Here is a 24,364-nt window from a genome sequence, read left to right on the forward strand (position 1 = left end):
TTCTTTTAGATACAGTCTTAGCTGGAGGATTGATCTTCCAATCTTGGATTGGACTATTAACCACTGACCCTGGTTGACCAACCATTTTTCTGCTCATGGCGGTTGAAACCGCTGCTACAAGAACAAAGTCTGCCTTGTATGTTGAGAGAAGGTGGCAGATGGGTTCTGCTTCTCTAGGGTGCGGTTTTTAACTGCCAGCGTTAGGAGTTTTGTCAGTCAATCAGGTCACTGACCATTAACCATGTGATCGCTAGTTCAGCAATTTACACACAACATTCACAATGTTTTCCCATCGCCTGATCAAAACTGCTAAACACTCTCTAACCCTGTGGATTGTGGGCAGTGCTGTGGTGTTATTTGTCGCCAGCAGTGTGCGTCATGCGTTAATGCACTCCACTGGGTTTGACCTGGGAATTTTTGATCAAGCCGTTTATCTGATCAGCCAGGGATTGCCCCCCATTTCGTCGCTGATGGGTTTTCACATTTTGGGTGATCATGCCGCGTTTATTTTTTATCCGCTGGCGGTGTTGTATGCCATTTATCCCGATGTGCATTGGCTGTTTCTCGTGCAGGCGGTGGGGTTGGCATTGGGGGCACTACCTGTGTGGGCACTGGCACGGCAGGCAGGCACCAGTGAACGGTGGGCGATCGCCCTTGCCATTGCTTATCTGCTGTATCCTCTGATCTTTAACGTCAACCTGTTTGACTTTCACCCCGATGTGTTAGCCCCCCTTGGGCTATTAACGGCAGTGTGGGCAGCGCGATCGCATCGTACGAGGTGGTTTTGTGGAGCGATCGCCTTTGTGTTGAGTCTCAAAGCGGTGTTGTCGTTGACCGTCGCGGCTCTGGGAATCTGGCTTTTGGCGTTTGAAAAGCGGCGACTGATGGGGGTGATTGCCCTTGTTGCAGGAGTGAGTTGGTTCCTGCTAGCAACTCAGTGGATTATTCCTACGTTTAGTGGAGCACCTCCCGCCGCCGTAAGCCGCTATGCAGAGTTTGGCAGTTCGCCGCTAGAGATTGCTAAAACCCTGATGCTCAATCCGGGTCTAGCCGCATCCCAAATTTTGAATCTGACAAATCTCGGCTATCTGGTGCTGTTGTTTCTGCCCCTGAGTTGGGGGTTATCGTGGCGACACAGTGCCGCCCTGATTGTTGCTCTGCCAACGATTTTGTTGAATTTGCTGAGTGAAGGAAGCAGGCAGAAAGATTTACTGCACCAATACTCGCTGCCTGCTCTGCCATTTTTAATATTGGCGGTGATTGCAACCGTTGTGGCGGGTCAGGGTTGGTTGCGTCAGCCCCGTTGGGTGATGATCTGGTCGCTGGTATTCTTTATGCTGCTAGCAAAAGTGGGTTATTTTGGTTCCCGCTATTGGGCTGCGATGGATACCTGGCAAGCCAACCAGGAGGCGATCGCCCTGATTCAGACTCAGGGAGGTGTCCTCACCTACAATCGGCTCGTGCCCCAGGTGAGCCAGCGTCCCGTTGTTAAACTGCTCGGAAGACACTTTCGCCGCCTATTGCAGGACATCGATTACGTGTGGCTGGATATGCGGCACCCCGACCCTGAGCAAGAGGCGATCGCCACCGATCTACTAAAACACCTGCAACATCATCCACAATTTCAGTTGCGCTATCAACGCGATGACGTGTATTTGTTTAGTCGAGGATTGAGTTGAGGGGAGAGTTAAGGTGGTTAATGGTTAATGGTTAATAGTCAGTGGTTAATGGTTAATGGTTAATAGTCAGTGGTTAATCGTCAGTGGTTAATGGTTAATCGTCAATGGTTAATGGTTAATAGTTAATCGTCAATGGTTAATGGTTAATGGTTAATGGTTAATCGTCCCTGCTCCCCCACGCCTCCACTCCCCCACTCTTTCACTCCCCTACTCCCTCACTTCCGTTCCCTTGCTTAAATCCCTGACCCTCAACAAAACCCTGCTCGGACTCGCTGCCATCTTGGTTGTGGGAACGCTCCTGCGCTTTTGGCACCTTGACACCAAACCCCTCTGGATGGATGAGGTGCTGACAGCGATCTTTAGCCTGGGTCGCAGCTATGACGACGTTCCCACTCAAGAATTTTTTGCGATCGCCGATTTGCAGCAACTCTTTACCCTGCAATCGGGGGTGAGTTGTCCTCAGATTGCCAGAACGGTAGCAACTGAGTCGGTGCATCCCCCTTTATTTTTCTGTTTGATGCACGGTTGGATGAGATGGCTAAATCCATCTGCTGAGGAATGGATTTGGGCACTGCGAGCGTTGCCTGCCCTGCTGGGAGTGGGGGCGATCGCCGCTGTGTATTGGTTAAACCGCATTGCCTTTTCACCCACCGCAGGCTTGCTATCTGCGGCATTGATGGCAGTCTCACCCTTTGCGGTCTATCTCTCACAGGAGGCGCGACATTACACCCTGCCCATGGTGCTGATTACGCTGGCACTGGTTGCCCTTGTCCAGATGCAACAGGATATGCAACGGCAGCAGATTCGCCCCTGGGTGTGGATAGGTTGGGTTGGGGTGAATGGATTGGCTCTTTATACCCATTACTTTTGCATTCTGGCGTTGATTGCTCAGGTTATTGCCCTGGGCGGTTGGATGTTGGGGCAACGGCTCCCGCTACGGCGGATGGTTCCCTTGGGATTGGCGATCGCTGCCGTGGGCTTAAGCTATCTGCCCTGGTTGAGTACTGTCATCAGTCACTTTAGTCGTCCTGAGACGGATTGGCTCATCCCGCAAGACCCGACCTGGCTCACTCGCCTTGCACCGATCTATCAAACTGTAGTGGGGTGGGTGCTGATGGTGATTGCGCTGCCCCTCCAGGACGATTCCTGGGCGATCGCTTTGCTGATCATTGTGGGAATCGTGCTATTTTCACTGTGGCTGTTGCGGCAACTCCTACAGGGAGCCAAACAACAGTGGCAGGACGCTTCCTCTCGGTCTGCGTTGGTGCTGATTGCAGGGTTCACCCTCACCGTGATCGCTCAGTTTTTTGCGATCGCCTACGGATTGAACAAAGATATCACCGCTGTACCCCGCTATAACTTCGTCTACTACCCCGGTATGTGTGCTTTGCTGGGCGCGTGTCTGGCTTCCCTTCGTCCCAGTATCCCCTCCTTTAAGAACAGGTTTGATTTGCCTCAATTACCCTCACAACGATGGGCGATCGTGCTGGTGGCAGGATTGCTCAGCAGTATTTTTGTAGTGCAGGGATTCGTTCTACAAAAGTCCTATAATCCCGATGAAATTGCTGAAGATATTCTGATTACTCCTCCGCTGCCGCTCATTGTCGTTACTAACTACCGTTCGTTACAGGAAATCGCGTTGGGATTGAGCATTGCTCTGGAATTGCAGACTCACGAGACGTATCTGACCCAGATTTCGCAAACACCTTCCTCAGCCACCAGTTCACCCATTCGGTTTGGCTTCCTCGACCGCCGTCCTCAAAGCGGTAGCCCGCGCCACACTCTGTCTCACATTGAACAACCACTACCCTTGCCGCTGAATCTGTGGGTCGTATCCCCCGAAAGCAGACGGCAAGACTTTCCCCCCCGTTTGCGCTTAGCCAATCCTGATAGCTCCTGCACACTTGACCCAGAGGAATATCATCGGTTGGGATTCCCCTATCAGCTTTATCGCTGCCAGGGATAATGGATTAAACAGCCGTGTGCCAATCAGTTCAGTCTGGGGAGTGCGGGGGCAGTGCCCTTTGCGCGAACGAATTCGCGGTATTCCTATTCCTCGATTTGCCACAAATCTTTGTTAAAGTCCTCATCTAATACCTTTTTCGGACGTAACACGACGAGAACTCGCCCTAACAGAGGAATGCTGGGAGGTTCGGCAAACCACTGCAATTGCAATTCACCGTCATTGTCAATCACAAAATAGCTGAGATCATCCCACTCGCGTTGGGCGCGATCGATCATCACTAATACTTCTTCTGTTGCTCCCGACAGCGGGTGGGGAAGCTGATCCCTATCTGCCAGGATCACCACCGGATCTTCGGCACTAAAAACAATTTGCCACCCCGGCACTGGCACCCAGGCACCCGTCCCCGAAAACTTCACCAGACGAAATGCGCCCTCCTCCTCCAACAGAGGCACCGCTTGCAAATCGGCAACGGTTAAGGGCAACTTACCGACTACAGGCAAGATTCGTGCCAGTTCTGACTCTGACTCCAGACGATATACAGGCAGACTCGGTGCCTTCCGCGCTTTTGTCACTGTAAAGTCGGTTAACAGTTGCTCCACTTGTCGTCGGGCTGACTCACTTGTGGCAAAGCGCAACGCCATCGCAATCAGGCGCGATCGCATCTGCAAATCTGACTGCTGCCGCGCCAACCGCCAATAGTGATATGCCACCGCATCACCGGGAGGGTTGGCAAACTCAGCCGGGGGAGTCGATAACCGAGAGAAATCCTTGAGTGCTTTGGCAACCTCTCGCGCCCCTTCAGAATCGATCCCCTTTTCCACCAATAACTCAGCTGCTGCCGCGCGATCGCCCTGATTCAGAATCCGCAATTCATACAGAGAATCGCTACCTGTCCGCTCAAAGCGTTGCTGCACAGCTGTGGACACGCCCACCTTATCAATCGACTCATACACCTGAGCCGCAACCACAATCTGGTTTTGCTGAATCGGCTCAAACCCCGTCGCCTCAAAAATTTGCTGAGGATTGTAGCCCGCCTTTTGGAGTTGCTGGCAGGCGCGACCCCAATCGTGCCAGGTGCCCTCTTTACGACGGAGCGATCGCAGCAGTTCTTCGGCGTTAATGTCGTTTTCAGAGGGTTGATTGAGATTATCCGGCGGAGTAGCAGTCATAACAATCCAACGTGAAACATGCAGGTTGACCTATTAAGTCAACTGTACTGTTTCTAGGACGCGCTAGACTGGAGAAGAAGCTAAAGATTCCAAAAGACTTGACGAAGTGCCAACAGTCAGGCATTATGGAATACGCATTACGGGGCTATAGCGCAGTTGGTAGCGCACCTCAATGGCATTGAGGGGGTCAGCGGTTCGAGTCCGCTTAGCTCCATCGAACATTGTACATTCGCACATTAAATGTTGGGAATGGCAGTTTGTTTTTCCATCAGATCGTCTATCTTGTGATCCGCGTAGTCATATCACCCGTCGGCATCATTTGCATGAGAGTGGTTTACAACGAGCGATTAAGCAAGCTGTACGGCAGGCAAAAGTCAGTAAACGGGTGAGCTGCCATACATTTCGCCATAGTTTTGCAACGCACTTGCTTCAAAACGGCTATGACATCCGTACTGTACAAGAGTTGCTGGGGCATAAGGATGTTAAGACAACGATGATCTACACCCATGTGTTGAACCGGGGTGGACGTGGGGTACGGAGTCCACTGGATGGGTAAAGCCTTCCATTCCGATCGTGCTGCTTTGCAGATACCGCAATGGTCGCCCCCAACAATTCCCTCAACTACGCTTGTCTACAATGACCCTTTCGATTATTCTATGAAACACTGGATTTCCAGTAGACAAGCTTAAGGTGAGGATATCGCTGATTAGGAGTGCTGGTAACACTCCTAACCAGCTAACCTAACTCCTGTTCACGGCAGGAGGTTAGGCTGTGTTGATTTTAGGATCAATCGCCTTACTGAAGCAAAACAAGTGGTTAGGAAACCACGCCTTAAGCTTTTCTTCGCTACAGTTCATCTCCTTCAGTGAGGCAAATAGTATGACTACAGAGTTCAACGAACTGCTGCCTGTTCCGCCTGCCGAAAAAGTGCAGATTTGGATTATCGGAACTCGTGAGCAAGTCAAGCACACGATCAACGAGTTTTATGTGAAGCAATTGGTGAGCGATCGCGTTCACTTTATGCCGATTGTGCCTGCTCCATTTGCCCAGGGCAAGTTTATGACGGTGTTAGAGCGATAGTTCTTTTGTGTGCTCAGATCTGCGACTTCTTCGAGAAGTCGCAGATCTGGAATGCAGTGGCGATGCGAAGCAGTTCCCCCTTTGGGGTAATCGCGACTTGTTGATCGTTGAAGGCAAGTTAGAAAAATTTGACCTGGAGTAACGCTGATTTGAACACGTATAAGCGTTGTTTAAGCAAAAGCTAGAAATATATAAGCATTAGCTGCAATCGTTCAAACGAGAGTAACTCTCGTTCAAACAAATATAAGTTTCGTTTAAGCAAAAGCTAGAAAGATATAAGCATTAGCTGCAATCGTTCAAACGAAAGTAACTCTCATTCAAACAAGTATAAGTTTCGTTTAAGCAAAAGCTAGAAAGATATAAGCATTAGCTGCAATCGTTTGAATCAGAGTTACTCACGTTCAAACAAGTACAAGTCTTGTTTAAGTTGTGATAACTCTGCCTTAAATGAGCTTATATAACGTCTGCCAGACGGTTGAGATTACTTGAAAGACTGGATGGTGCAGGTCTTGTCCTGATTCTGTGGAGGTTGTTGAGGTTGCTTTGCTTCTTCCAAAACCTGGGTTTGGAACAAAATCACAATTCTAGTTAACCGGACTTCATTCTATTAGCCAACCTGGGGTTACTCCTGAGGCAGAGATGCGTTAACGAATCACTGGTTACGCTACATATCATGCATTACGTCTACGATCGCACCCTATCCAACCGCTTCCTTTTCTAATTTTTGGTGGATGACGGTAACGCTAACCGCATCTACAATCAACACTTTTGTCTCCGCGATCGCCCCAATTTACCATCAATCTCATCTAACCCAGTTAACCAATATCGTTCATTAGAAGTGTAAATCCTATGAGACCTGTAATCATCGTTCACGGTGGTGCAAAAACAATTTCAGAAGATAAAGAATCAGCCAACTATAGTGGCTGCCGAGCCGCTGCCGAAGCGGGTTGGGAGATTCTCCGTCAGGGTGGCAGTGCCATCGAAGCGGTCGAAGCTGCCGTTCGTGTACTGGAGTCTGATCAGACCTTTAACGCCGGATTCGGCTCCACCATGAATAGTGAAGGAGAAGTCGAAGTCGATGCCGCCATGATGGAGGGTGAAACCCTGGCTTGGGGAGCCGTTGGTGCTATCCAGGGGGTGCGTAATCCCATCTCGGTTGCCCGTCGCATCATGGAAGACAAACCCCGGTTTCTGGTGGCTCGCAGTGGCGAGCGGTTTGCCCGGGAACATGGGTTAGACATCTGCCCTAAAGCAGATCTGGTCAGCGAAGAGCAATATCAAGAATGGGAACAGGAAGCTGAGGTTTTAGACCGTTCTAACACCGTGGGTTGCGTCGCTCTGGATACCAACGGCAATCTGGTTGCTGGCACCTCCACAGGTGGCGTAACCGGACAACCTCAAGGTCGTGTCGGTGATACCGCACTGGTAGGTTGCGGGTTATATGCCGATAACCGTTTCGGCGCGTGTTCAACCACCGGCGATGGGGAATCCGTCATTCCAGTCGTGTTAGCCAAAACGGCGATCGATGCCCTCGCGGATGGAAAGCACCCCGAAGAAGCTGCCAAACATGCGATCGCCACGTTACAAGATCGGGTGGAAGGAGAAGCGGGTTGCATTCTCATCGACCGCGAAGGGCGCATTGGCTGGGCTTACAACTCACAAGAAATGGCAATAGCCTACATGACCGAAGACATGACTGAACCTGCTACATTCATCCGCAAAGACCAACCGTTAGCGATCGCTTAAATATCGTGTTATGACCCCCCAGACCCCTTTTCCATTCTTCCAGGGAAACTCGCTTTCAGATCTATTTGCTCAAGATGTGGGCGACGCACCCTATGCGCTGCTCCTTAACTATCCGGCAACTGCCGCTTGGGCAGCCTTTCCCAACACACAGAAATATTTTCTGCAAGACGGCAGTAGCGAAGCGACCAAGACATCCTTCGACAAGATTTGTCAGAAGGAACCCTGGAAGAATCTGGCGGTGTTGGGGGATCAGCTACCGGGTGTAGTCATCAGGCAACCCAACACCTTACTGATCGATTACTGGCGAGAGCATTTTGGCTTCCGGTACGACCAGCTAGAAATGATGGACTGTTCCACCTATCTAGACGACCTGAGCCAGGACACACCCATCAAGCAGGTGATTACCCTCTTTCCCTTCGATCGATTGCAACCCGAAAAACACGCCGTTCATCCCGATACCCATTATCGATTGCTGAGTAAAGCAACTCTATCTGAGTTAGGAGTTCCCTGCCCTAACTATCAGACCTATCGGCTTGATCAAGTCAGTCTGGATCAGATCCCACTTCCCTCTGAATTTCCTTACCTGATCAAAACATCCCACGGTTTATCGGGTGAGGGAACCTATATTATTCGGAGTCACAGCGACCTCAATTATTGTCTGGAGGAACTCAAAAAGTACCTCGACATTCACTTATTAGAAACCATTATCGTCTCAGAGTTTGTTAAACACGAAGTCAATAACTACTGCGTGCAGTTCTACGTCAACAAAACAGGAGATATTTCTCTGATTGGTGTAACACAACAACTCGTGAGTGACGAAGGCAACTATTTAGGGGGGGTGGTTGACTATACAGATGACTTACATCAGTTCTATGACATCATCGCTACTGCCGGAAACTACGCTCACAAACAGGGCTACTTTGGTGTCATCGGAGTTGATATTTTAGAAGATGAAGACGGTCATTTTTATGCGATCGACGCGAACTTCCGCATCAACGGTTCCACTCCGCTGTGTCTACAACGACACAACCTGCTGAAGTTAAACAAGGCGATCGCCAAATACTCCAGCGACTACAAAATGGAAGGTACACTCGACTCCATTTTGACCACTCTAAAACCCCATCTAGAGCGCAAAGACTTCTTGATTCTCTCTGCCTTAGAGAAAGTAAAGTACGGCAAAATTTACACCGAGATTTACGGCATTGTGGCAGGAGAAACCTTGCAGGATATGCAACAGATTGAGCAACGTTTGCACAACCAGGGATTGCAATTGGCAGGTTAACTATGAACCAGAGAGAATTCTTAGAGCGATATTGGGCAGGCGAACGCAACTTTAGTGGCTTAGATTTAACTAGAGTCAAATTGGGTTACGCCAATTTGCCGCACGTCAACTTATCTCAAACCAACTTAAGCCACGCTGGGTTAAATGGAGCCAATCTCAGCAAAGCCAATTTGAGTCAGGCTGATTTGCAGGGAGCCGATTTGAGCCGAGCCGATCTGCGGGGTGCTGACTTGACCGAAAGTAATCTCAGATGTGCCCTTCTGCTCAAAGCCAACTTAACCGGTGCAAAGCTGGATGGAGCCGATTTGAAATGGGCGACGTTAACCGATGCCATCCCCTATGACATTGATTTGAGTCATGCTCACCTCGGCGGAACCACGCTTCCAGGGGGATATCCCTCTGATCGGTAGTCGTTTTCACCACAATTACAGCTATTGGGGTAGGCGCAATCCTGGTGTGGTTGGCATCATCAGTTGTTTAGAGCCTGTGCTTAGTACAACTCGTCGTAAATAAGGGTGGGAATTCGGGGTGCAGGGGTGGACCCCTGGCTGGGGGCAAAGCCCCCCCTGGTTTTATTTCCAAACCCTATCCATGAATAGCAGTACTTAGAACTTGTTAATCACTAGGGAACACTGATCCATGACTGTAACGTTGGATGACACAAAACGCATGGCGATCGCCACGCAACTGGCAGAGATGAAAGCCTTGCAACAGATGCTTATTACCAATGAGCAACGGTTAATGGATGCGATTTCGGATAACGACATTCATCAACGGCTACAAACCATGCTGGAGCAGGATCAAAAGAACCTGGGCGTGTTAGAAACCGTGATGATTCAACATGGTGTCCCAAGTGAACCCAAAGAAACAACTGAGCACCACTTAGAGAAGATTCAGAGTTTGATGGAAGGATCTGAATTGACGTTGGCTGAGAAAGTCCTACAGCATGAATTGCTCAAGCATCAACAAACCATGGCAGGACTAGTGATTCACAAAGCGGCCCAAAGCGTGGGAGCCGATGTTGAAGCCGCGATCGCCCCCCTACACACAGTTAATTTTGAAAATCGAGCCCATCAAGAGCAACTGAAAGGCATTGTCGAGATTTTGGGTGTGGGTGAACTAACGGGACAGGAACCCGATCAGGGCGTGTGGGCACGAGTGGAAGATGCTGTGGCTGCGCTGACGGGTGTGGTTGGCAGTGTCGTGACCCGCACCGACGACGAAATGAGCATCCGCGATCTGCTGCTGATGGATCACACCAAAGCAGATATTTTATTTGCAGAGATTTTGGGCAGTGAAGACCCACACAAAATTCAGGAATACTTCGCTCAACTCTATCAAGATGTCAAAGTTCATGGTTTAGCCGAAGAAGAAATTCTCTATCCAGCGTTGAGTCCCTACTACAACCAGATGCAGGAAATTGTCGATCAAACGGATCTGGTACTGGAGATGCTCGATGCCATGAAGCCACTGAATCCGGCTGATCCAGACTTCAAAACGCAAGTTGAACACCTGCGGCGAGCCGTTCGCCATCATGTCGATCAAGAAGAACAGGATATCTTTCCTAAACTGAGAGAGCACCTGAGCCGCGACCAGCAAAAGCGCATGGCAAGCGAATTCAAAGCCGCTAAAAACAGATTGCAATTAAAGCTACAGGAACAGCAGCAGGAAGACCCTTCACAGCCCGTTTCCCCAACTCAAACCAGCCAGAGTAGTCATCGCCAGAGAACACAGCCCTGGTTCATGTTTATGAACTACTCCCTTCCCTGGAAGACCGTCTTTCAGACTAAAGCCGTGATCAACTGGGTTGAAGCCGTAATCTTGCTACTGGGCGATCGCTGGGTACGCGACGTTCTCCACACCGAACCCCTCGTCAACGTCGAGTACTCCCAACTCTTCTACGTCATCGTCTTTATTATCGGCATTGGCTACTGGTGGGTTAGCCAAGACCTCTCTCAAAATCATGGCATTGTCAAACTGGGCATTTATGCTCAGTTCAGCGTCTTTACATTACTCGCTTACCATACCCTGATCGGTCATCTGCACCCGTTTTACTTGTTATCTGGCATTCTTGACCTGATCTTTGCGATTCTCTTCAGTTTATTTTTGTATTTTCATTACAAGAGTCACGAAAGCACTTAAACTAAACAAGTAATGTTTTTAAGGGAGTTGGGATTAAGTCCAAACTACGTAAAAACAGCACTCCATGCAACGATCTGTCAGAGAAGTTCAATCGTCGTCAGGAGACTTCTACCATGAGTCGCTTTTGAGCAACCTGCTAGCTTATATAAAAAGCCTTTTTTCTCTAAACGGAGTTCCTAATTACACTCTCTAAGGGTTAATTCCTCTAACGTTTAGAGTTAAGGTCATTGGTTACGAATTGCAGGCTACAGCCTGTTCCCGTCTGGCTTCTGTCCTCTGCCTTCTGCCTGTGCGATCGCCCCCAAGGACAGCAATTAATTGTGGGCTATTGCATTAAATAACTGCAAGAATGGAGTTACATAGGGATGCGTGAGAGGGCATTCTAAAGAGATGCAATTTGGCTTGAGTTCCCAATGAAATCCTTCGGTAAAAGCTTCACCATACAATCACCCTGCGATTTGTTAGATTCAAGCAAATTGCAGGCCGATCTAGCATACCCCCGCCCTCAGTTACGACGCAATGAGTGGACTTCCCTAAACGGTGCGTGGAAATTCACTTATGACGACGAAGGGGAGTATGCCCGTCCCAGTGACATTACAAACTGGGATAAGTGTATCCAGGTTCCTTATGCACCCGAATCTATCCGAAGTGGGATTCACGATACTGGATTCCACTCTAACTGCTGGTATGAGCGGGATTTTGAATTACTCCCAAGCGATCATCGTGTGCTACTCCATTTTGGAGCCGTTGATTACCGGGCGCGAGTTTGGGTCAACGGACACCTGATGATTGACCACGAAGGCGGGCATACCCCCTTCTCGATCGATATCACCTCAGTTCTTCGGACAGAAGGGCTGCAAACCGTGACCGTCTGGGCAGAAGACGATCCACATGATCTGGCAAAACCCAGAGGCAAACAAGACTGGCAGCGGCACCCCCATAGCATCTGGTATCCTCGCACCAGTGGCATCTGGCAGACCGTTTGGCTAGAGCAAGTACCTCAAACCTACATCGAGCGCATCAAATGGACGCCCCACTTTGAACGCTGGGAAATCGGCTTTGAGGCGTTTGTCGCTGGCAAAGTGCAAAAAGAAATGCAATTAAAGGTGCGGTTGATGGTAGGCAATCAATTGCTCATCAACGACACCTACGAGGTGCTGAATGGCGAAATTCATCGCCGCATTGCCCTGTCTGATCCGGGAATTGACGACTACCGCAACGAGTTGTTGTGGAGTCCTGAAAAACCAACCCTGATTGATGCTCGGATTCAACTGTGGTGTCACGGGCAGTTGGTAGATGAGGTGAGATCGTACACGGCCATGCGGACGGTCAGCATCCAGCGCGATCGCTTCATGCTCAACGGTCAACCCTACTATCTGCGGTTGGTGCTCGACCAGGGCTACTGGGAAGACACGCTGATGACGGCTCCCTCTGATGATGCGCTGCGTCGCGACGTAGAGCTAACCAAACAGATGGGCTTTAACGGCGTGCGGAAGCACCAGAAAATTGAAGATCCTCGCTTCTTGTATTGGGCAGATGTATTGGGGCTGATGGTCTGGGAAGAAATGCCCAGTGCCTACCGCTTTACACCCAAGTCAGTTGAGCGGCTGACCAAAGAGTGGACAGAGGTGATCGAACGGGATGCCAGCCATCCTTGTGTCGTCGTTTGGGTTCCCTTTAACGAATCCTGGGGTGTGCCCGACCTGACCGCCACTCCGGCTCACCGTCACTGGGTACAGGCACTTTATCACCTGACCAAAACCCTCGATCCGACTCGTCCTGTGATTGGTAACGATGGCTGGGAAAGCACCACAACCGACATTCTGGCAATTCATGACTACGACACCAAACCCCACAGTTTGGCAAAACGCTATGGTCCTGAAGTCAAGTTGAGCGATTTGTTCGATCGCCAGCGTCCCGGTGGTCGCGTCTTAACCCTCGATGGCTACACCCATCAAGGTCAGCCCATCATGTTGACTGAGTTTGGTGGCATCGCTTACACCAAGCCAGAAGAAGATGCGCGGACATGGGGCTATGCTCGCTCACAGAATGCGTTAGAGTTCCAACGGCAATACGCGGCGTTGCTGCATACCGTGAACAAGATCGAAATGTTCAGCGGCTTCTGTTACACCCAGTTGACCGACACCTTCCAGGAGGCAAACGGGCTACTGTATGCCGATCGCACTCCCAAGTTTCCCCTTGAGGCGATCGCATCTGCCACTCTAGGCAGGGGGATTGCAGAGGATGACCAGGCTATGCTTCTAGAATCGGTGAAGGTCGCTTGGTCAGAAATGGAACATGTATTCTCAGACGCTATTAAAGCCCGATGCGCGCAAGCTTACTCTGTACAGCCGACGCCCTATTGCGGCGGGGATAGTCGCGCCCAGCCCCAGTAACGAACCCGTCCGGGCAAACCCTCACTTGCGGTGGCATCCGTTGCGGGGAGAGTGGGTTGCCTATGCCAGTCATCGCCAGGGGCGGACGTTTATGCCGCCCCCGGAATATAACCCGCTGGCTCCCACCAAAGATCCCCAGTTTCCCACGGAACTGCCCCAGGGAGACTACGACATTGCCGTATTTGATAATCGGTTTCCGTCGTTGATTCCCACGGCAACGGATGCGCCCAAAGAAATCGTGGATACGTTACCTGCCAATGGAGCCTGTGAGGTTGTGGTGTTTACCCAGAACCCGCAGGCTTCTTTAAGTTCGTTGCCCCTCGACCATTTAGAGTTGCTGTTTCAAGTGTGGGGCGATCGCACCCGCGCCATTAGTGAGCATCCGCAAATTCAATATGTCCTGCCCTTTGAGAACAAAGGCGTTGAAGTGGGAGTAACGCTACACCACCCGCACGGGCAAATCTACGCTTATCCGTTTGTGCCCCCCGTTCCGGCTCGCATGGGGGAGTGTCAGCGAGAGTACTATCAGCAACACCAACGGGGACTACTTCAGGATTTAATTCAAAACGAAATTGCCGACAATAAACGGATTTTGTATCAGGATGAGTGGGCGATCGCCTTCGTTCCGGTGTGCGCTCGTTATCCTTACGAAGTTTGGATTGCGCCGATACAACCTGTTGCAACATTCCTGGACTTAACAGCCGAACAGCGATCGGGACTGGCTAGAGCACTCAAAACCGTCACCCTTAAGTATGACGGCTTGTGGAATCGCCCCTTCCCCTACTTGATGGCATGGTTTCAAGCTCCCGTGAACGGGGAACCCCATCCCGAGTGGCATCTCCACGCGCAGTTCTACCCCCCCTATCGCACCAGCGATCGCCTCAAATACCTGGCAGGCACAGAACTTGCCGCTGGAATGTTTGCCAACGATGCCCTCCCTGAAGAAAAAGCAAAAGACCTTCAAGCTGTGACGGTCAAGATTGAAGAAAACGTTCAGGTGTAGGCGTTGCTAAATAGGTTGCTAAATAGAGGGATGATTTTCTTGACCCAGACGTGAGCGAGACGCTCACACTTCCTTCAGGCAAATCGTTTCAAGCAGTGCGAGCATCTTGCTCGCAACTCATTCATCCCCCAAGATCAGCAACGCCTACAAAAGAGGATTAATCGCTATGGTATTCCCAGGCGGAGCCTGGAAACAAGACCACTTCCCACACCCCAGAATAAGCATTAAGACTGAAGTTGAATCATCAAAGTTGATTTGTAATAAACAAACGATAAAAGTTCTGAAACAGAACCGAAAAACAACTAGATAAACACTGGAGAAGGTTTATGAGTAGTGGTCATGCCAGTCATAAAGGTGGTGGAATTAAACAAAGCCACGACACACAAGAAATTGATAATGCAGCTACCACCCCGACAGCAAATCCAGAAGATTTGTTAGAGGGAGAAGGAGAAGGTTATCCGTTTAACGCACAAGGAACCGAAGTGAATCCTGCGGCAACTGAACGTCCAAACCCACCTGCCAAACAATAGTTCTATCAAGAAGTCGGAGTTTTTTAAAGAACTCCGGCTTCTATACCTTAAAGAAGCAACTGAATCTCATGAATCGGTCAGAAGAAATTTCCTTCAAACTAGAGCGAATGCGGCAAGCCCTGCAAGACACGCAAGCGGCTGGAATTTGGCTGCGTGGGATTGATTGGTTTGCCTGGGCAACCGCAGGTGGATCGAACATGGTGTTATTAGCAGCTGAAACCGGGGTCGCAGAGGTATTGGTAACGGCAACCGACGCCTGGATACTGACCAACGAGATTGAAGCGCAGCGGCTCAAAGATGAAGAACTACCCGATGAGGGCAGTCCTTATAAACTCTTTGTTCATCCCTGGGCAGACAGTTCTAAACAGGAGACGTTTGTTCGTGAGGCAACAGGAGACGGCAAAGTTCTCACCGATCGCCCCACCAGCAACGAATCCGCTTTACCACCCTCACTGATCCAACAAAAGCGAATCATGCTTCCCAGCGAACTCGATCGCTACCGAGAGGTCGGGCGACTTGCCAGTGAAGCCATGACCGAGGTGATGTTGAAGGCTCAACCCGATTGGACTGAATATCAACTGGCAGGGGCAGGCGCAGAGGCTCTTTGGGCAAGGGGATTGCATCCGGCACTCACTCTAGTCGCAGGCGATCGCCGTTTACCCATTTATCGCCATCCCCTACCGACTCAAGAACCCATTGGTCGCCAAGCCATGCTGGTGTTCTGCGCACGGGGGTATGGCTTATATGCCAACCTCACGCGATTTGTTTGTTTCGGTTCCCTATCCAGTGATGAAGCCAACTTACACCACTCTGTAGGGCAAGTCGAAGCGGCTCTATTAAATGCTTGCAAAGTTGGCACACCGCTAAGCCAGGTATATGAAGCGATCGCCCAGGCTTACGACAAGCAGGGCTATCCCAACGCCATTCGGGAGCACCATCAGGGTGGCACAACTGGGTATCTGTCACGGGAAGCGATCGCCAACCCCACCGCATCAGATGTACTGGCTGCCAACACCGTTATGGCATGGAACCCCAGCTTGCCAGGAGCGAAAATCGAAGATACGTTTGTGTTGCTGGAAGACGGTCGTTTAGAAAACCTCACCGTTGACCCCAACTGGCAAACGGCTGAGATTGAAGGACGTTTACGACCATTGCCCCTGGAGCGATGATGGACTACATTCAAATTTTTAATGCTGCCCCTGACGTTGAAGCCAGTGCCCCCGGACGAGTTAATCTACTCGGCGAACACACCGATTACAACGACGGCTTTGTATTGCCGACTGCCATTCCCCAACATACGACTGTGGCGATCGGTCGCAGTCCCAACGATCGCCACCACTTCTACTCCGCTAATCTAGAGGAGCAGGTTGATATCGGTCCTAGCGAATCAACGCCAACTGGATTTGCCCGCTACGTTGACGGATGCATTCGTGTATTGGAGCAATCCGGACACAAAATTCCTCCGCTCAATATATTTGTTAACTCCTCCGTCCCCATTGGGTCAGGGCTATCCAGCAGTGCAGCGTTAGAAGTCGCTACGCTGCGGGGGTTGCGATCGCTCCTCAATCTCAACTTAGACGATGTCAAAATCGCTCAACTGGGGCAACAAGCCGAGATTCAATATGCTGGAGTAAGTTGTGGCATTCTCGACCAGATGGCATCTAGCCTGGCAGACACCGAACATATGCTGTTTCTCGATACTCGCACCCTTGATCGCAAAATTCTCCCCTTTCCAGAGGGGGCAGAGATTGTGGTGATTGATAGCGGTGTGGCGCGATCGCTGGCAAGTAGCGGCTATAACCAGCGGCGGGCAGAGTGTGAAGAAGCGGCGCGTCAATTTGGAGTAAAGGCACTGCGTGATGTGAGCAATCCTCAAGTGACAGACTCTCTACCTGACCCAATTCGCAAACGGGCACGCCATGTCATCACTGAAAATAACCGAGTTCTTAAGGTATTGGATGGCATCTCCGCCGAAACCTTTGGTGAACTGATGAATGCCTCCCATGCGAGTTTGCGAGACGATTACGAAGTATCTGTCCCTGCATTAGATCAGCTCGTAGATATCCTACAAAACACACCGGGAGTTTTTGGCGCACGTCTGACGGGAGCCGGATTTGGTGGGGCTTGTGTAGCGTTAGTCAGATTGGGTGAGGGCAAAACGATCGCCCAAAAAGGGCTCACTCAATACAACCAACTGGGACACAAAGGACTGATCTTGGTGGGTTAAATCTGCTCGTTCTACACAGTTGACAAATAAATTTTGGCTATCAGGCTCAAACCCGGATGCTGGGAAAGCTTCCTGACTCGCCTTCGCCCTACCGAATGTGGTTACGGCTGTAATCACTCAAATAGGATTTTTACAGAAACCTTTGTTTGAAACCTGTTTTCTGTATAGAAGACGACTAAAAACCTTGCTAATACTCACCCTCAAGCCAGAAGTCAATTGGTCATTAAGTTCTTATTCTTAAAGAGAGGAGACAGTAATAGATTAACAAAATTGACTCTATTTCAAAAACTATGCAACTTCAAATTGAGTGTAATCGTGCTCTGTCCCAAAAACAATTTTGCTTAATTTGCAACCATTTTTTTGAACCGACAGAAGCAAAAGTTATCATCTGTAACGATCAAGGCGACGCTTTTGGTGAAGCCTGTCCCCAGTGTTTAGGGAAAGGGTTTAACTGGTTAAGCGGTCGCTTTGAGCAATTACTCAGTCATCCTCAGAAGCGGGAGGGCATCCACTTTCCCCGCAATCGGAAAGTTCCAGCAGGTGTCTAGTATCCAAATCAACAGCAAATTGATTATGAGCAGTGAATTACAACCTCAAAATAATGTAGAGATGATTCATCAATCATTAGAAGAAATCGACACTCTACTTTCTATTTTGGAAGAACAAATCAGGTTAGGACTATTCACTGCTCAACCCGATCTTGAAATCGAGATTATGACACCCGAAGATCAACCATTGACCTTAGAAGATGGGGCTTTCCTGATAGATTGGCTTTAAAAAATTTAACCGCGTGTAACGAGTACAAATTATGGCAACGGTTTACGGTAGTCTTCAGGGCATAAAGTCGAGTCAGATTAAGCAACTGGAAGAGTTGTATGACACAGAGCTATCTGGCGATTCTCCAACCGAGACATTAAGTGAACGCTTCATTACCCCTGAGTTTACAAACCATCTAGCGACCCTGAGCCAAACTATTCACCAACCGATTTGTTGTTATGTCAATCGGCGAGGGCAGGTGGTGCGAGTTAGTGTCGGTACTCCGATGCAAACCCAACTGGCTGAGGCCGATCTGCCTCGTCGTAGTGGCGGTGCAGGCAGTAAACGCTTCAGCGGAATTCGTTGTCTCGTAGCTCAGTTCCAACCACCTGATACCAGTGCCTTTATTGCCATGATGCGACAACGATTGGACGCACTCGTTGTGCTAAAGGTGGCATCCAAAGCGCACGGACATAAGAACGGAGATCACTCCGTTCAAGAGGTCTATCTGGCACACATCGTCCCCGATATAGAGCAACCCTGGGTCGTGGAGCCGATCAGCCTGGAAGCATTGTATGAAGAAGACTTTGGCGATCGCATCCACGACTGGGAACAGGACATTCAAGCTGCTGGATTTGATATTGCCGCTTCCCAAACCGTCCCATCCGACCGCGATCGCGTGTTGTTGGTAGGGGTACAGGTTGATGGCATGACCGACCAACAATTTCAGGACAGTATTAGCGAATTAGTGCGACTGGTGGAGAGTGCCAAAGGCGAAGTAGTTGGACTGGTGCAGCAAAAACGCTCTCGCCCTGATCCACAAACCGTTGTGGGTCACGGCAAAGTAGAAGAAACAACGCTAGAAGCTCAGCGATCTGGAGCAAATTTAATCGTCTTCAACCAAGATATTTCTGCGACTCAAGCCCGCAACTTAGAAGAACACATTGGGTTACGGGTGGTCGATCGCACCGGAGTGATTTTGGACATTTTTGCTCAACGAGCGCGATCGCAAGCAGGCAAACTGCAAGTAGAGTTAGCCCAGTTGGAATACATGCTGCCCCGGTTGCGCGGACGTGGACAAGAAATGTCTCGCCTGGGTGCCGGAATCGGAACTCGGGGTCCGGGTGAAACCAAGTTGGAAACTGAACGCCGCACCATTCAACGCCGCATTGCCCAACTCCAACATGAAGTGGATCAGCTTCAAGCGCACCGCGCCCGTCTACGCCACCAGCGCGATCGCCAGGATCTACCCGCGATCGCCTTAGTCGGCTATACCAACGCCGGAAAATCAACTCTGCTGAATGTGTTAACACAATCAGATATCTACACAGCGGATCAACTGTTCGCCACGCTTGATCCGACCACTCGCAAACTGACGATTACGAATCCTGAGATGGGCGATCGCTACGATCTCCTACTCACCGATACCGTTGGTTTTATCCACCATCTACCACCTGCGTTGATGGATGCCTTCCGTGCCACGTTAGAAGAAGTCACCGAAGCCGATGCGCTGTTGCATGTCGTGGATTTGTCTCATCCCGCTTGGGAACGGCACATCCAATCCGTCGAAGAGGTTTTGTCTGATCTGCCTGCCATGCCACCCGATGCCCTGCTGGTATTCAACAAAATCGACCAAACCGACAGCGAAACCCTGGCTCAAGCGCAGCAAACCTACCCCAATGCAGTCTTTATTTCCGCCGTTGAACGGCTTGGCTTAGAAACCTTGCGACAACGATTAGTGCAACTGGCAGGTGCTGCTCCCATAACCTCATCTCGCCCGATGGGATAGAGCAATTCTTGAATTGATTTGATTCTGACCTACCTCCGCCCCATCACATGTCGCTACCGCTATAATCCGTCCTTTGAAGTAGCTCAACTACCCCTTCTGACCCAGACCAAGTATGTCTAATGCATGGCGAATCTGTGGCGATCGCCATCTAAGTTAAGAGGTGTGCCCTAGTCGGGGATAGAACTCTGCAACCCATTTCAGTCTTAGTAGCTACCGCTATATCTCATGAACTTCTGCCATGAACTATAGCGTTGGGCAGATGGTGAAACCTCAATCCTGTATGGGTTACGCCACATCCACCCTACATTTAACGGCAATCCGATATTTAACTAAACCTCCAGGAGGACAACTATGAAACCAGGACAATACTTTGCGTTGATTATTGGAATTATGTACGTGCTCGTTGGCGTATCAGGATTTATTCCGGGTCTGGTCACTCCCCCCGTCGCTGATCCAGATTCAGTCAATCTAAGCTTCACAACCGGATATGGCTATCTCATGGGGTTATTTCCCATCAACTTTTTACACAATATTATTCACCTAAGCGTGGGGCTTGCGGGCATCTTTGCCTCCATTTCCTTAGGCAGTGCTCGCCTCTTTAGCGGTGGATTGGCACTCTTCTATGGAGCACTCGTGCTCTTTGGGTTATTTCCCCCAACACAATCCACGTTTGGTTTAATCCCTATCTTTGGTAACGACATCTGGTTGCACGCCATCACAGCCGCGATCGCCACTTACTTTGGGTTTATCGCTACTCCTGATCTGGCAGAACTGCGCGAAGACAACGCCAGCAAACAAGCCACCTCTATCCGATAAGACTAAGATTTGGTACACAGATGTCTAGCTGATCATCTCTAATTGAAAGCTCCACATTCAATCAACCGCACAATACCTCATGTCTTGCAGCACTCTACATTAAGCTTGCTGCAAGGTGTGGGGTAGCCCTGTTTCTATAGCAGTTCCCCCGCAGTCGTCACAGGAGTGCAGCAGTTCAAATCGGTTGGTCTATTGCTGCTCTCAAAGTAATTTAACGTGAATTCGGGATCAGATTTCGGCGGTTAAAACCGCCGCTATAGAAGCAAAACCGACCTGCGTCGGTTCGTCAAATCCTGCATTTTCCGGAGTCTGCGTCGGCGGACTTCGCTTTAGTAGCCGCGAATTCATTCGCCGGGCTCTTAAACGAACTGACGTTAATTTACTCAATCGAACGCTATGTCTTTTCTCGCCAGAGCATTCCTGACACTCCTGGTGGTCATTGACCCCGTTGGACTAGTACCGATCTTCATCACCTTAGCTGGCAAGTATACATCCGCTCAGCAAGAGCGCATTGCCCGCCAAGCTGTTTTAATAGCAGGTAGCATTCTGCTGATTTTTGCCCTGATTGGTAATTGGCTGCTGCGCTATCTGGGAATCAGCATTGAAGCGTTTCAAGTTGCTGGTGGGCTACTGCTGTTAAAAATCGCCGTTGATATGGTGTTTGCGCATCGAGAACGAGAAACCGCCGAGGAAGAGCAAGAAGCACAATTGCGAGAGGATATCAGCACCTTTCCGCTGGCAATTCCGCTAATTGCAGGACCAGGAACCCTGGCAAGTCTGCTGATTCTAACGAGTGAAGCAGATGGTCACGGTTCTAGTTTGGTGGCAATTATGGCGATTGTAGTGGTGGTATTGGCGATCGCCTATCTTTTGTTTCGTCTCTCAAAACGGTTAGCCTTTGCCTTTGGCAAAACAGGAATTAATGTGATCACACGAGTGTTGGGAGTGCTACTGGCAGCATTAGCGGTGCAATATGTGGTGAATGGAACAACGGTCGTTCTCAAAACGGCTCTTGGTCCACGCTGACTTAGGATTGTGCATTGATAGTGCCCTGGAGGGAAGAATGGTGGGCGTTGCTGATTGAGGATATGAAATCGCGAGCAAGATGCTCGCACTCCCTTGTGATGATCCCGATAGGGTGAGCGTCTCGCTCACGTTGGGAATTTACGTATCATTTGTCATTTCAGCAACGCCGAATGGTGAGAGGGTGAGAGAGTGCGAAATGCCTACGCTCACACCGTCTCACTCTCGCTCTCTTAGTTCCCATCCTTTCCTAAATAGGACTACCTCGATTCCTTAAATCCCTGATTTGATCTTTACTTGCACAAAGAAATTGAGATTTTTGAAGAATTAGCGATGCTACTGCCATTCCGCCTCTACCCATGGGGAGAATAGGGATCGTATAGAGGGTTACATTTTGCTCTGTCGGCAAGTTTGACAGCACGCGAGAGTTAGCCCCAACGTCTCAAAGTGAAGCGGACAGTAACATGGTTCAGAGTATCAATACAGCTAAATTTAGTGCAACTGATTTAGATCAATTAGCAGAAGATTTAAACCGAGATGGAATTTGTATTCTTCGTGGATTATTCGATCGCGAGTTGATTGCAGAGTGGAAAGATGCTTTTGATGCACTATTTCAACAGCGACAACAGCAACCCGGTGGAGTGGCTCCCAGAGGAAAAGCACGGGGTTACATTACATTGCCGTGGGTGGCTCCCTTTGCAAATCCTGAGGTGTTTGCAAATCCAACAATCTTAGGTTTACTCGATCGCATCTTTTATCAGGAATATAAGCTGGTGCAGTTAGCCGCTGACATTCCCATGCAGGGGTCTGAATATCAAGAAGTTCACCGCGATTTTCGTCCCCTCTTCACCGATCAAATCGTCACTCCTTTATATGCCGTTGCAGTCAATTTTTCGCTTGTAGAAGTGACAGCCGACAACGGTCCTTTTGAAATGGCACGGGGAACCCACGTCTTGCCACGAGAAGAAGGATTGGTCAAAGTTCGAGCGGGTGAGATTTCGATGGAGCAGTTTTATTTACAACCCGGAGATGTCATGGTGCGATCGCCTCTAGCACTGCATCGCGGCACGCCTAATCTGACACCAGAACCTCGTCCCATGATCGTGATGGGTTACGTAATGCACTGGCTCCACACCCACAAGGTAGATTTAACCCTGGAACAGGATTATTACAATAACTTGTCGCCACAACTTCAGGAGTTACTGCGGTGTCAAACCGTAGAACGATTGTCAGAAAACGCGACAGAAACCTACATCAACTTCGCGTATTAACAATCCGCCAGAGATCCCCCTTACCTACAGCATCCCCCTTTTAAGGGGGATTTCTAAGTCAGCTTTTGATAAAGGTGGGCAGTGCCCACCCTACCAGAATCGCTGTAAGTAGCCATTTAGAGTGCTGGTAGCGTCAGCGCATACCACTGACCAATAACAATTGACCAATGACAACTGACGATTGACCAATCACGGTTGACGATTGACAACTGACGATTGACCATTAACAACTGACGATTGACCATTAACAATTGACGATTGACAACTGACGATTGACCAATAACAACTGACCAATAACAACTGACGATTGACCATTAACAATTGACCAATAACAACTGACGATTGACCATTAACAATTGACCAATAACAACTGACGATTGACCAATAACAATTGACCAATAACAACTGACCAATGACAACTGACGATTGACCAATCACGGTTGACGATTAACTAATGACAACCTACACCAACCCCATTTATCCCAACTATTTCGCCGATCCATTCGTTTGGCGACATCAAGGCATCTACTATGCGATCGGTACAGGTCCAGCTGAAGCCGCAGGGCAAGTGGATGAACTTCACAAACAGCGGGTTTTTCCCCTGTTGCGATCGCCCGATTTAGTGAACTGGCAGTTTGCCGGAAACGCACTACAACGTCCTGACCCTGCATTGGGCGATAACTTTTGGGCACCAGAAGTGGCATACCACGAGGGCACTTTCTATCTCTACTACTCCGTTGGGCACGAGGACAAACATCATCAGTTACGGGTTGCGACTAGCCCTGATCCATTAGGACCCTATCAAGATTCTGGGAAACCCCTCGTTGACCTAAACACCTGTGCTTTTGCGATCGATCCCAGTCCTTTTCGTGACGATGATGGTCAGTGGTATCTCTTTTACGCTCAAGATTTTTTAGATGCCGAGAATGGGGTTCGGGCAGGAACCGCCTTAGTGGTCGATCGCCTGTTAACCATGACAACGTTAGCCGGGGAAACCAAGATGGTGCTGCGAGCGCGTCACGACTGGCAACGGTTTTTAGCGAATCGCCCGATGTATGGTGGCATCTACGATTGGCATACCTTAGAGGGTCCTTGTGTTCGCAAACACAACAATCGTTATTACTGTTTCTATAGTGGTGGACGCTGGGAAACAGACAGCTATGGCGTTGATTATGGGATTGCTAACAACGTGATGGGTCCCTATTCGGATGCTGGGAATGAATCAGGACCGCGTGTGCTGCGATCGCATCCGGGTTATGTGTTAGGTCCCGGTCACAACTCGATCGCCTTGAGTCCTGATGGTCAAGCCGAATACGTGGTGTACCATGCCTGGGACACCGGAATGGTAGCCCGTCGTATGTGCATTGATGTGCTGCTCTGGACTCCCAATGGCCCTCGTTGTCAGGGACCAACCTGGACACCCCAAACACTGAATGCAAAAGCGTAATATCAAATCACGTGAAATCTCTTCTCTGGATAGGGGTGCAGT

22 protein-coding genes and 1 tRNA gene are annotated in these 24,364 nt (G+C 49.7%); 21 read left to right on the plus strand and 2 right to left on the minus strand.

The features are described 5' to 3' along the window. Positions 1 to 281 precede the first annotated feature (281 nt). Both H6G89_RS00670 and H6G89_RS00675 read left to right on the plus strand, forming a co-directional pair. Positions 282 to 1,679, plus strand: a complete 1,398-nt coding sequence (locus tag H6G89_RS00670) for a DUF2079 domain-containing protein (protein WP_190503157.1) — start codon at positions 282 to 284, stop codon at positions 1,677 to 1,679. 229 nt (positions 1,680 to 1,908) lie between these two features. After that, complete coding sequence (locus H6G89_RS00675; RefSeq protein WP_242059770.1) at positions 1,909 to 3,645, plus strand: glycosyltransferase family 39 protein; 1,737 nt, start codon at positions 1,909 to 1,911, stop codon at positions 3,643 to 3,645. A gap of 83 nt (positions 3,646 to 3,728) precedes the next feature. On the opposite strand, the gene H6G89_RS00680 is transcribed toward H6G89_RS00675, so the two are convergent. After that, on the minus strand, positions 3,729 to 4,814 hold the full coding sequence (locus H6G89_RS00680; protein WP_190503159.1) for a RuBisCO accumulation factor 1: 1,086 nt from the start codon (positions 4,812 to 4,814) through the stop codon (positions 3,729 to 3,731). 141 nt (positions 4,815 to 4,955) lie between these two features. On the opposite strand from H6G89_RS00680, the gene H6G89_RS00685 reads away from it, so the two are divergent. The 18 genes from H6G89_RS00685 to H6G89_RS00770 all read left to right on the plus strand — a co-directional run bounded on the left by H6G89_RS00685 (position 4,956) and on the right by H6G89_RS00770 (position 22,875). Beyond that, positions 4,956 to 5,028 (plus strand) — tRNA-Ala (locus H6G89_RS00685). Then, complete coding sequence (locus H6G89_RS34755) at positions 4,987 to 5,370, plus strand: tyrosine-type recombinase/integrase (protein WP_206758093.1); 384 nt, start codon at positions 4,987 to 4,989, stop codon at positions 5,368 to 5,370. Before H6G89_RS00685 ends, H6G89_RS34755 begins: the two co-directional genes overlap by 42 nt. A 323-nt stretch (positions 5,371 to 5,693) precedes the next feature. Then, positions 5,694 to 5,894 (plus strand): hypothetical protein, encoded by a 201-nt coding sequence (locus H6G89_RS00695; RefSeq protein WP_190503161.1) that lies wholly within the window; start codon positions 5,694 to 5,696, stop codon positions 5,892 to 5,894. Positions 5,895 to 6,743: 849 nt separating this feature from the next. Further along, positions 6,744 to 7,640, plus strand: coding sequence for an isoaspartyl peptidase/L-asparaginase family protein (locus tag H6G89_RS00700; protein WP_190503163.1), 897 nt, complete (start codon positions 6,744 to 6,746; stop codon positions 7,638 to 7,640). Positions 7,641 to 7,650: 10 nt separating this feature from the next. After that, a complete protein-coding gene (locus H6G89_RS00705; protein ID WP_190503165.1) occupies positions 7,651 to 8,922 on the plus strand; it encodes an ATP-grasp domain-containing protein in 1,272 nt (423 codons plus the stop codon). 2 nt (positions 8,923 to 8,924) lie between these two features. Further along, positions 8,925 to 9,332, plus strand: a complete 408-nt coding sequence (locus tag H6G89_RS00710) for a pentapeptide repeat-containing protein (protein WP_190503167.1) — start codon at positions 8,925 to 8,927, stop codon at positions 9,330 to 9,332. 229 nt (positions 9,333 to 9,561) lie between these two features. After that, on the plus strand, positions 9,562 to 11,064 hold the full coding sequence (locus tag H6G89_RS00715; protein WP_190503169.1) for a hemerythrin domain-containing protein: 1,503 nt from the start codon (positions 9,562 to 9,564) through the stop codon (positions 11,062 to 11,064). A 476-nt stretch (positions 11,065 to 11,540) separates the two neighbouring features. Further along, entirely contained in the window at positions 11,541 to 13,460 is a 1,920-nt protein-coding gene (locus tag H6G89_RS00720) for a glycoside hydrolase family 2 protein (protein WP_242059771.1), read from the plus strand. Next, complete coding sequence (galT, locus tag H6G89_RS00725; RefSeq protein ID WP_190503173.1) at positions 13,363 to 14,463, plus strand: galactose-1-phosphate uridylyltransferase; 1,101 nt, start codon at positions 13,363 to 13,365, stop codon at positions 14,461 to 14,463. Before H6G89_RS00720 ends, galT begins: the two co-directional genes overlap by 98 nt. 326 nt (positions 14,464 to 14,789) lie before the next feature. Continuing rightward, positions 14,790 to 14,993 carry a hypothetical protein gene (locus tag H6G89_RS00730; RefSeq protein ID WP_190503175.1) on the plus strand — a complete coding sequence of 68 codons (204 nt, stop codon included), beginning with the start codon at positions 14,790 to 14,792 and terminating at the stop codon, positions 14,991 to 14,993. Between the two features lie 68 nt (positions 14,994 to 15,061). Further along, entirely contained in the window at positions 15,062 to 16,162 is a 1,101-nt protein-coding gene (locus tag H6G89_RS00735) for a M24 family metallopeptidase (RefSeq protein WP_190503177.1), read from the plus strand. After that, positions 16,159 to 17,220: a galactokinase gene (gene galK / locus H6G89_RS00740; RefSeq protein WP_309229488.1), complete on the plus strand. Its 1,062-nt coding sequence runs from the start codon at positions 16,159 to 16,161 to the stop codon at positions 17,218 to 17,220. The genes H6G89_RS00735 and galK overlap by 4 nt, the downstream gene beginning before the upstream one ends. A 290-nt stretch (positions 17,221 to 17,510) precedes the next feature. Next, on the plus strand, positions 17,511 to 17,768 hold the full coding sequence (locus H6G89_RS00745) for a hypothetical protein (RefSeq protein ID WP_190503179.1): 258 nt from the start codon (positions 17,511 to 17,513) through the stop codon (positions 17,766 to 17,768). Positions 17,769 to 17,793: 25 nt separating this feature from the next. Then, the gene (locus H6G89_RS00750) at positions 17,794 to 17,997 is read left to right on the plus strand and encodes a hypothetical protein (protein ID WP_190503181.1); all 204 of its coding nucleotides are present in this window, start codon (positions 17,794 to 17,796) and stop codon (positions 17,995 to 17,997) included. 31 nt (positions 17,998 to 18,028) lie between these two features. Further along, positions 18,029 to 19,765, plus strand: coding sequence for a GTPase HflX (hflX, locus tag H6G89_RS00755; protein WP_190503183.1), 1,737 nt, complete (start codon positions 18,029 to 18,031; stop codon positions 19,763 to 19,765). A 351-nt stretch (positions 19,766 to 20,116) separates the two neighbouring features. After that, positions 20,117 to 20,581 (plus strand): DUF4383 domain-containing protein, encoded by a 465-nt coding sequence (locus H6G89_RS00760; RefSeq protein WP_190503185.1) that lies wholly within the window; start codon positions 20,117 to 20,119, stop codon positions 20,579 to 20,581. A gap of 396 nt (positions 20,582 to 20,977) precedes the next feature. Continuing rightward, positions 20,978 to 21,607, plus strand: a complete 630-nt coding sequence (locus H6G89_RS00765; RefSeq protein ID WP_190503186.1) for a MarC family protein — start codon at positions 20,978 to 20,980, stop codon at positions 21,605 to 21,607. A gap of 461 nt (positions 21,608 to 22,068) precedes the next feature. Continuing rightward, positions 22,069 to 22,875, plus strand: a complete 807-nt coding sequence (locus H6G89_RS00770) for a phytanoyl-CoA dioxygenase family protein (protein ID WP_190503188.1) — start codon at positions 22,069 to 22,071, stop codon at positions 22,873 to 22,875. Between the two features lie 116 nt (positions 22,876 to 22,991). On the opposite strand, the gene H6G89_RS35485 is transcribed toward H6G89_RS00770, so the two are convergent. Next, the gene (locus H6G89_RS35485) at positions 22,992 to 23,120 is read right to left on the minus strand and encodes a hypothetical protein (protein WP_255519330.1); all 129 of its coding nucleotides are present in this window, start codon (positions 23,118 to 23,120) and stop codon (positions 22,992 to 22,994) included. 209 nt (positions 23,121 to 23,329) lie between these two features. Between H6G89_RS35485 and H6G89_RS00775 the strand changes: the two genes are divergently transcribed. Further along, positions 23,330 to 24,322 carry a glycoside hydrolase family 43 protein gene (locus H6G89_RS00775; protein WP_190503190.1) on the plus strand — a complete coding sequence of 331 codons (993 nt, stop codon included), beginning with the start codon at positions 23,330 to 23,332 and terminating at the stop codon, positions 24,320 to 24,322. The last annotated feature ends 42 nt before the right edge of the window (positions 24,323 to 24,364 follow it).

The sequence above is a fragment of the Oscillatoria sp. FACHB-1407 genome (assembly GCF_014697545.1).
Taxonomy (GTDB): Bacteria; Cyanobacteriota; Cyanobacteriia; order Elainellales; family Elainellaceae; genus FACHB-1407.

Coding starts and splice junctions, on each gene's coding strand:
- H6G89_RS00670 (WP_190503157.1), top strand. CDS start 282: ATGTTTTCCCATCGCCTGATCAAAACTGCTAAACACTCTCTAACCCTG.
- H6G89_RS00680 (WP_190503159.1), bottom strand. CDS start 4,814: ATGACTGCTACTCCGCCGGATAATCTCAATCAACCCTCTGAAAACGAC.
- H6G89_RS34755 (WP_206758093.1), top strand. CDS start 4,987: ATGGCATTGAGGGGGTCAGCGGTTCGAGTCCGCTTAGCTCCATCGAAC.
- H6G89_RS00695 (WP_190503161.1), top strand. CDS start 5,694: ATGACTACAGAGTTCAACGAACTGCTGCCTGTTCCGCCTGCCGAAAAA.
- H6G89_RS00700 (WP_190503163.1), top strand. CDS start 6,744: ATGAGACCTGTAATCATCGTTCACGGTGGTGCAAAAACAATTTCAGAA.
- H6G89_RS00705 (WP_190503165.1), top strand. CDS start 7,651: ATGACCCCCCAGACCCCTTTTCCATTCTTCCAGGGAAACTCGCTTTCA.
- H6G89_RS00710 (WP_190503167.1), top strand. CDS start 8,925: ATGAACCAGAGAGAATTCTTAGAGCGATATTGGGCAGGCGAACGCAAC.
- H6G89_RS00715 (WP_190503169.1), top strand. CDS start 9,562: ATGACTGTAACGTTGGATGACACAAAACGCATGGCGATCGCCACGCAA.
- galT (WP_190503173.1), top strand. CDS start 13,363: ATGTATTCTCAGACGCTATTAAAGCCCGATGCGCGCAAGCTTACTCTG.
- H6G89_RS00730 (WP_190503175.1), top strand. CDS start 14,790: ATGAGTAGTGGTCATGCCAGTCATAAAGGTGGTGGAATTAAACAAAGC.
- H6G89_RS00735 (WP_190503177.1), top strand. CDS start 15,062: ATGAATCGGTCAGAAGAAATTTCCTTCAAACTAGAGCGAATGCGGCAA.
- galK (WP_309229488.1), top strand. CDS start 16,159: ATGATGGACTACATTCAAATTTTTAATGCTGCCCCTGACGTTGAAGCC.
- H6G89_RS00745 (WP_190503179.1), top strand. CDS start 17,511: ATGCAACTTCAAATTGAGTGTAATCGTGCTCTGTCCCAAAAACAATTT.
- H6G89_RS00750 (WP_190503181.1), top strand. CDS start 17,794: ATGAGCAGTGAATTACAACCTCAAAATAATGTAGAGATGATTCATCAA.
- hflX (WP_190503183.1), top strand. CDS start 18,029: ATGGCAACGGTTTACGGTAGTCTTCAGGGCATAAAGTCGAGTCAGATT.
- H6G89_RS00760 (WP_190503185.1), top strand. CDS start 20,117: ATGAAACCAGGACAATACTTTGCGTTGATTATTGGAATTATGTACGTG.
- H6G89_RS00765 (WP_190503186.1), top strand. CDS start 20,978: ATGTCTTTTCTCGCCAGAGCATTCCTGACACTCCTGGTGGTCATTGAC.
- H6G89_RS00770 (WP_190503188.1), top strand. CDS start 22,069: ATGGTTCAGAGTATCAATACAGCTAAATTTAGTGCAACTGATTTAGAT.
- H6G89_RS35485 (WP_255519330.1), bottom strand. CDS start 23,120: ATGGTCAATCGTCAGTTGTTAATGGTCAATCGTCAGTTGTCAATCGTC.
- H6G89_RS00775 (WP_190503190.1), top strand. CDS start 23,330: ATGACAACCTACACCAACCCCATTTATCCCAACTATTTCGCCGATCCA.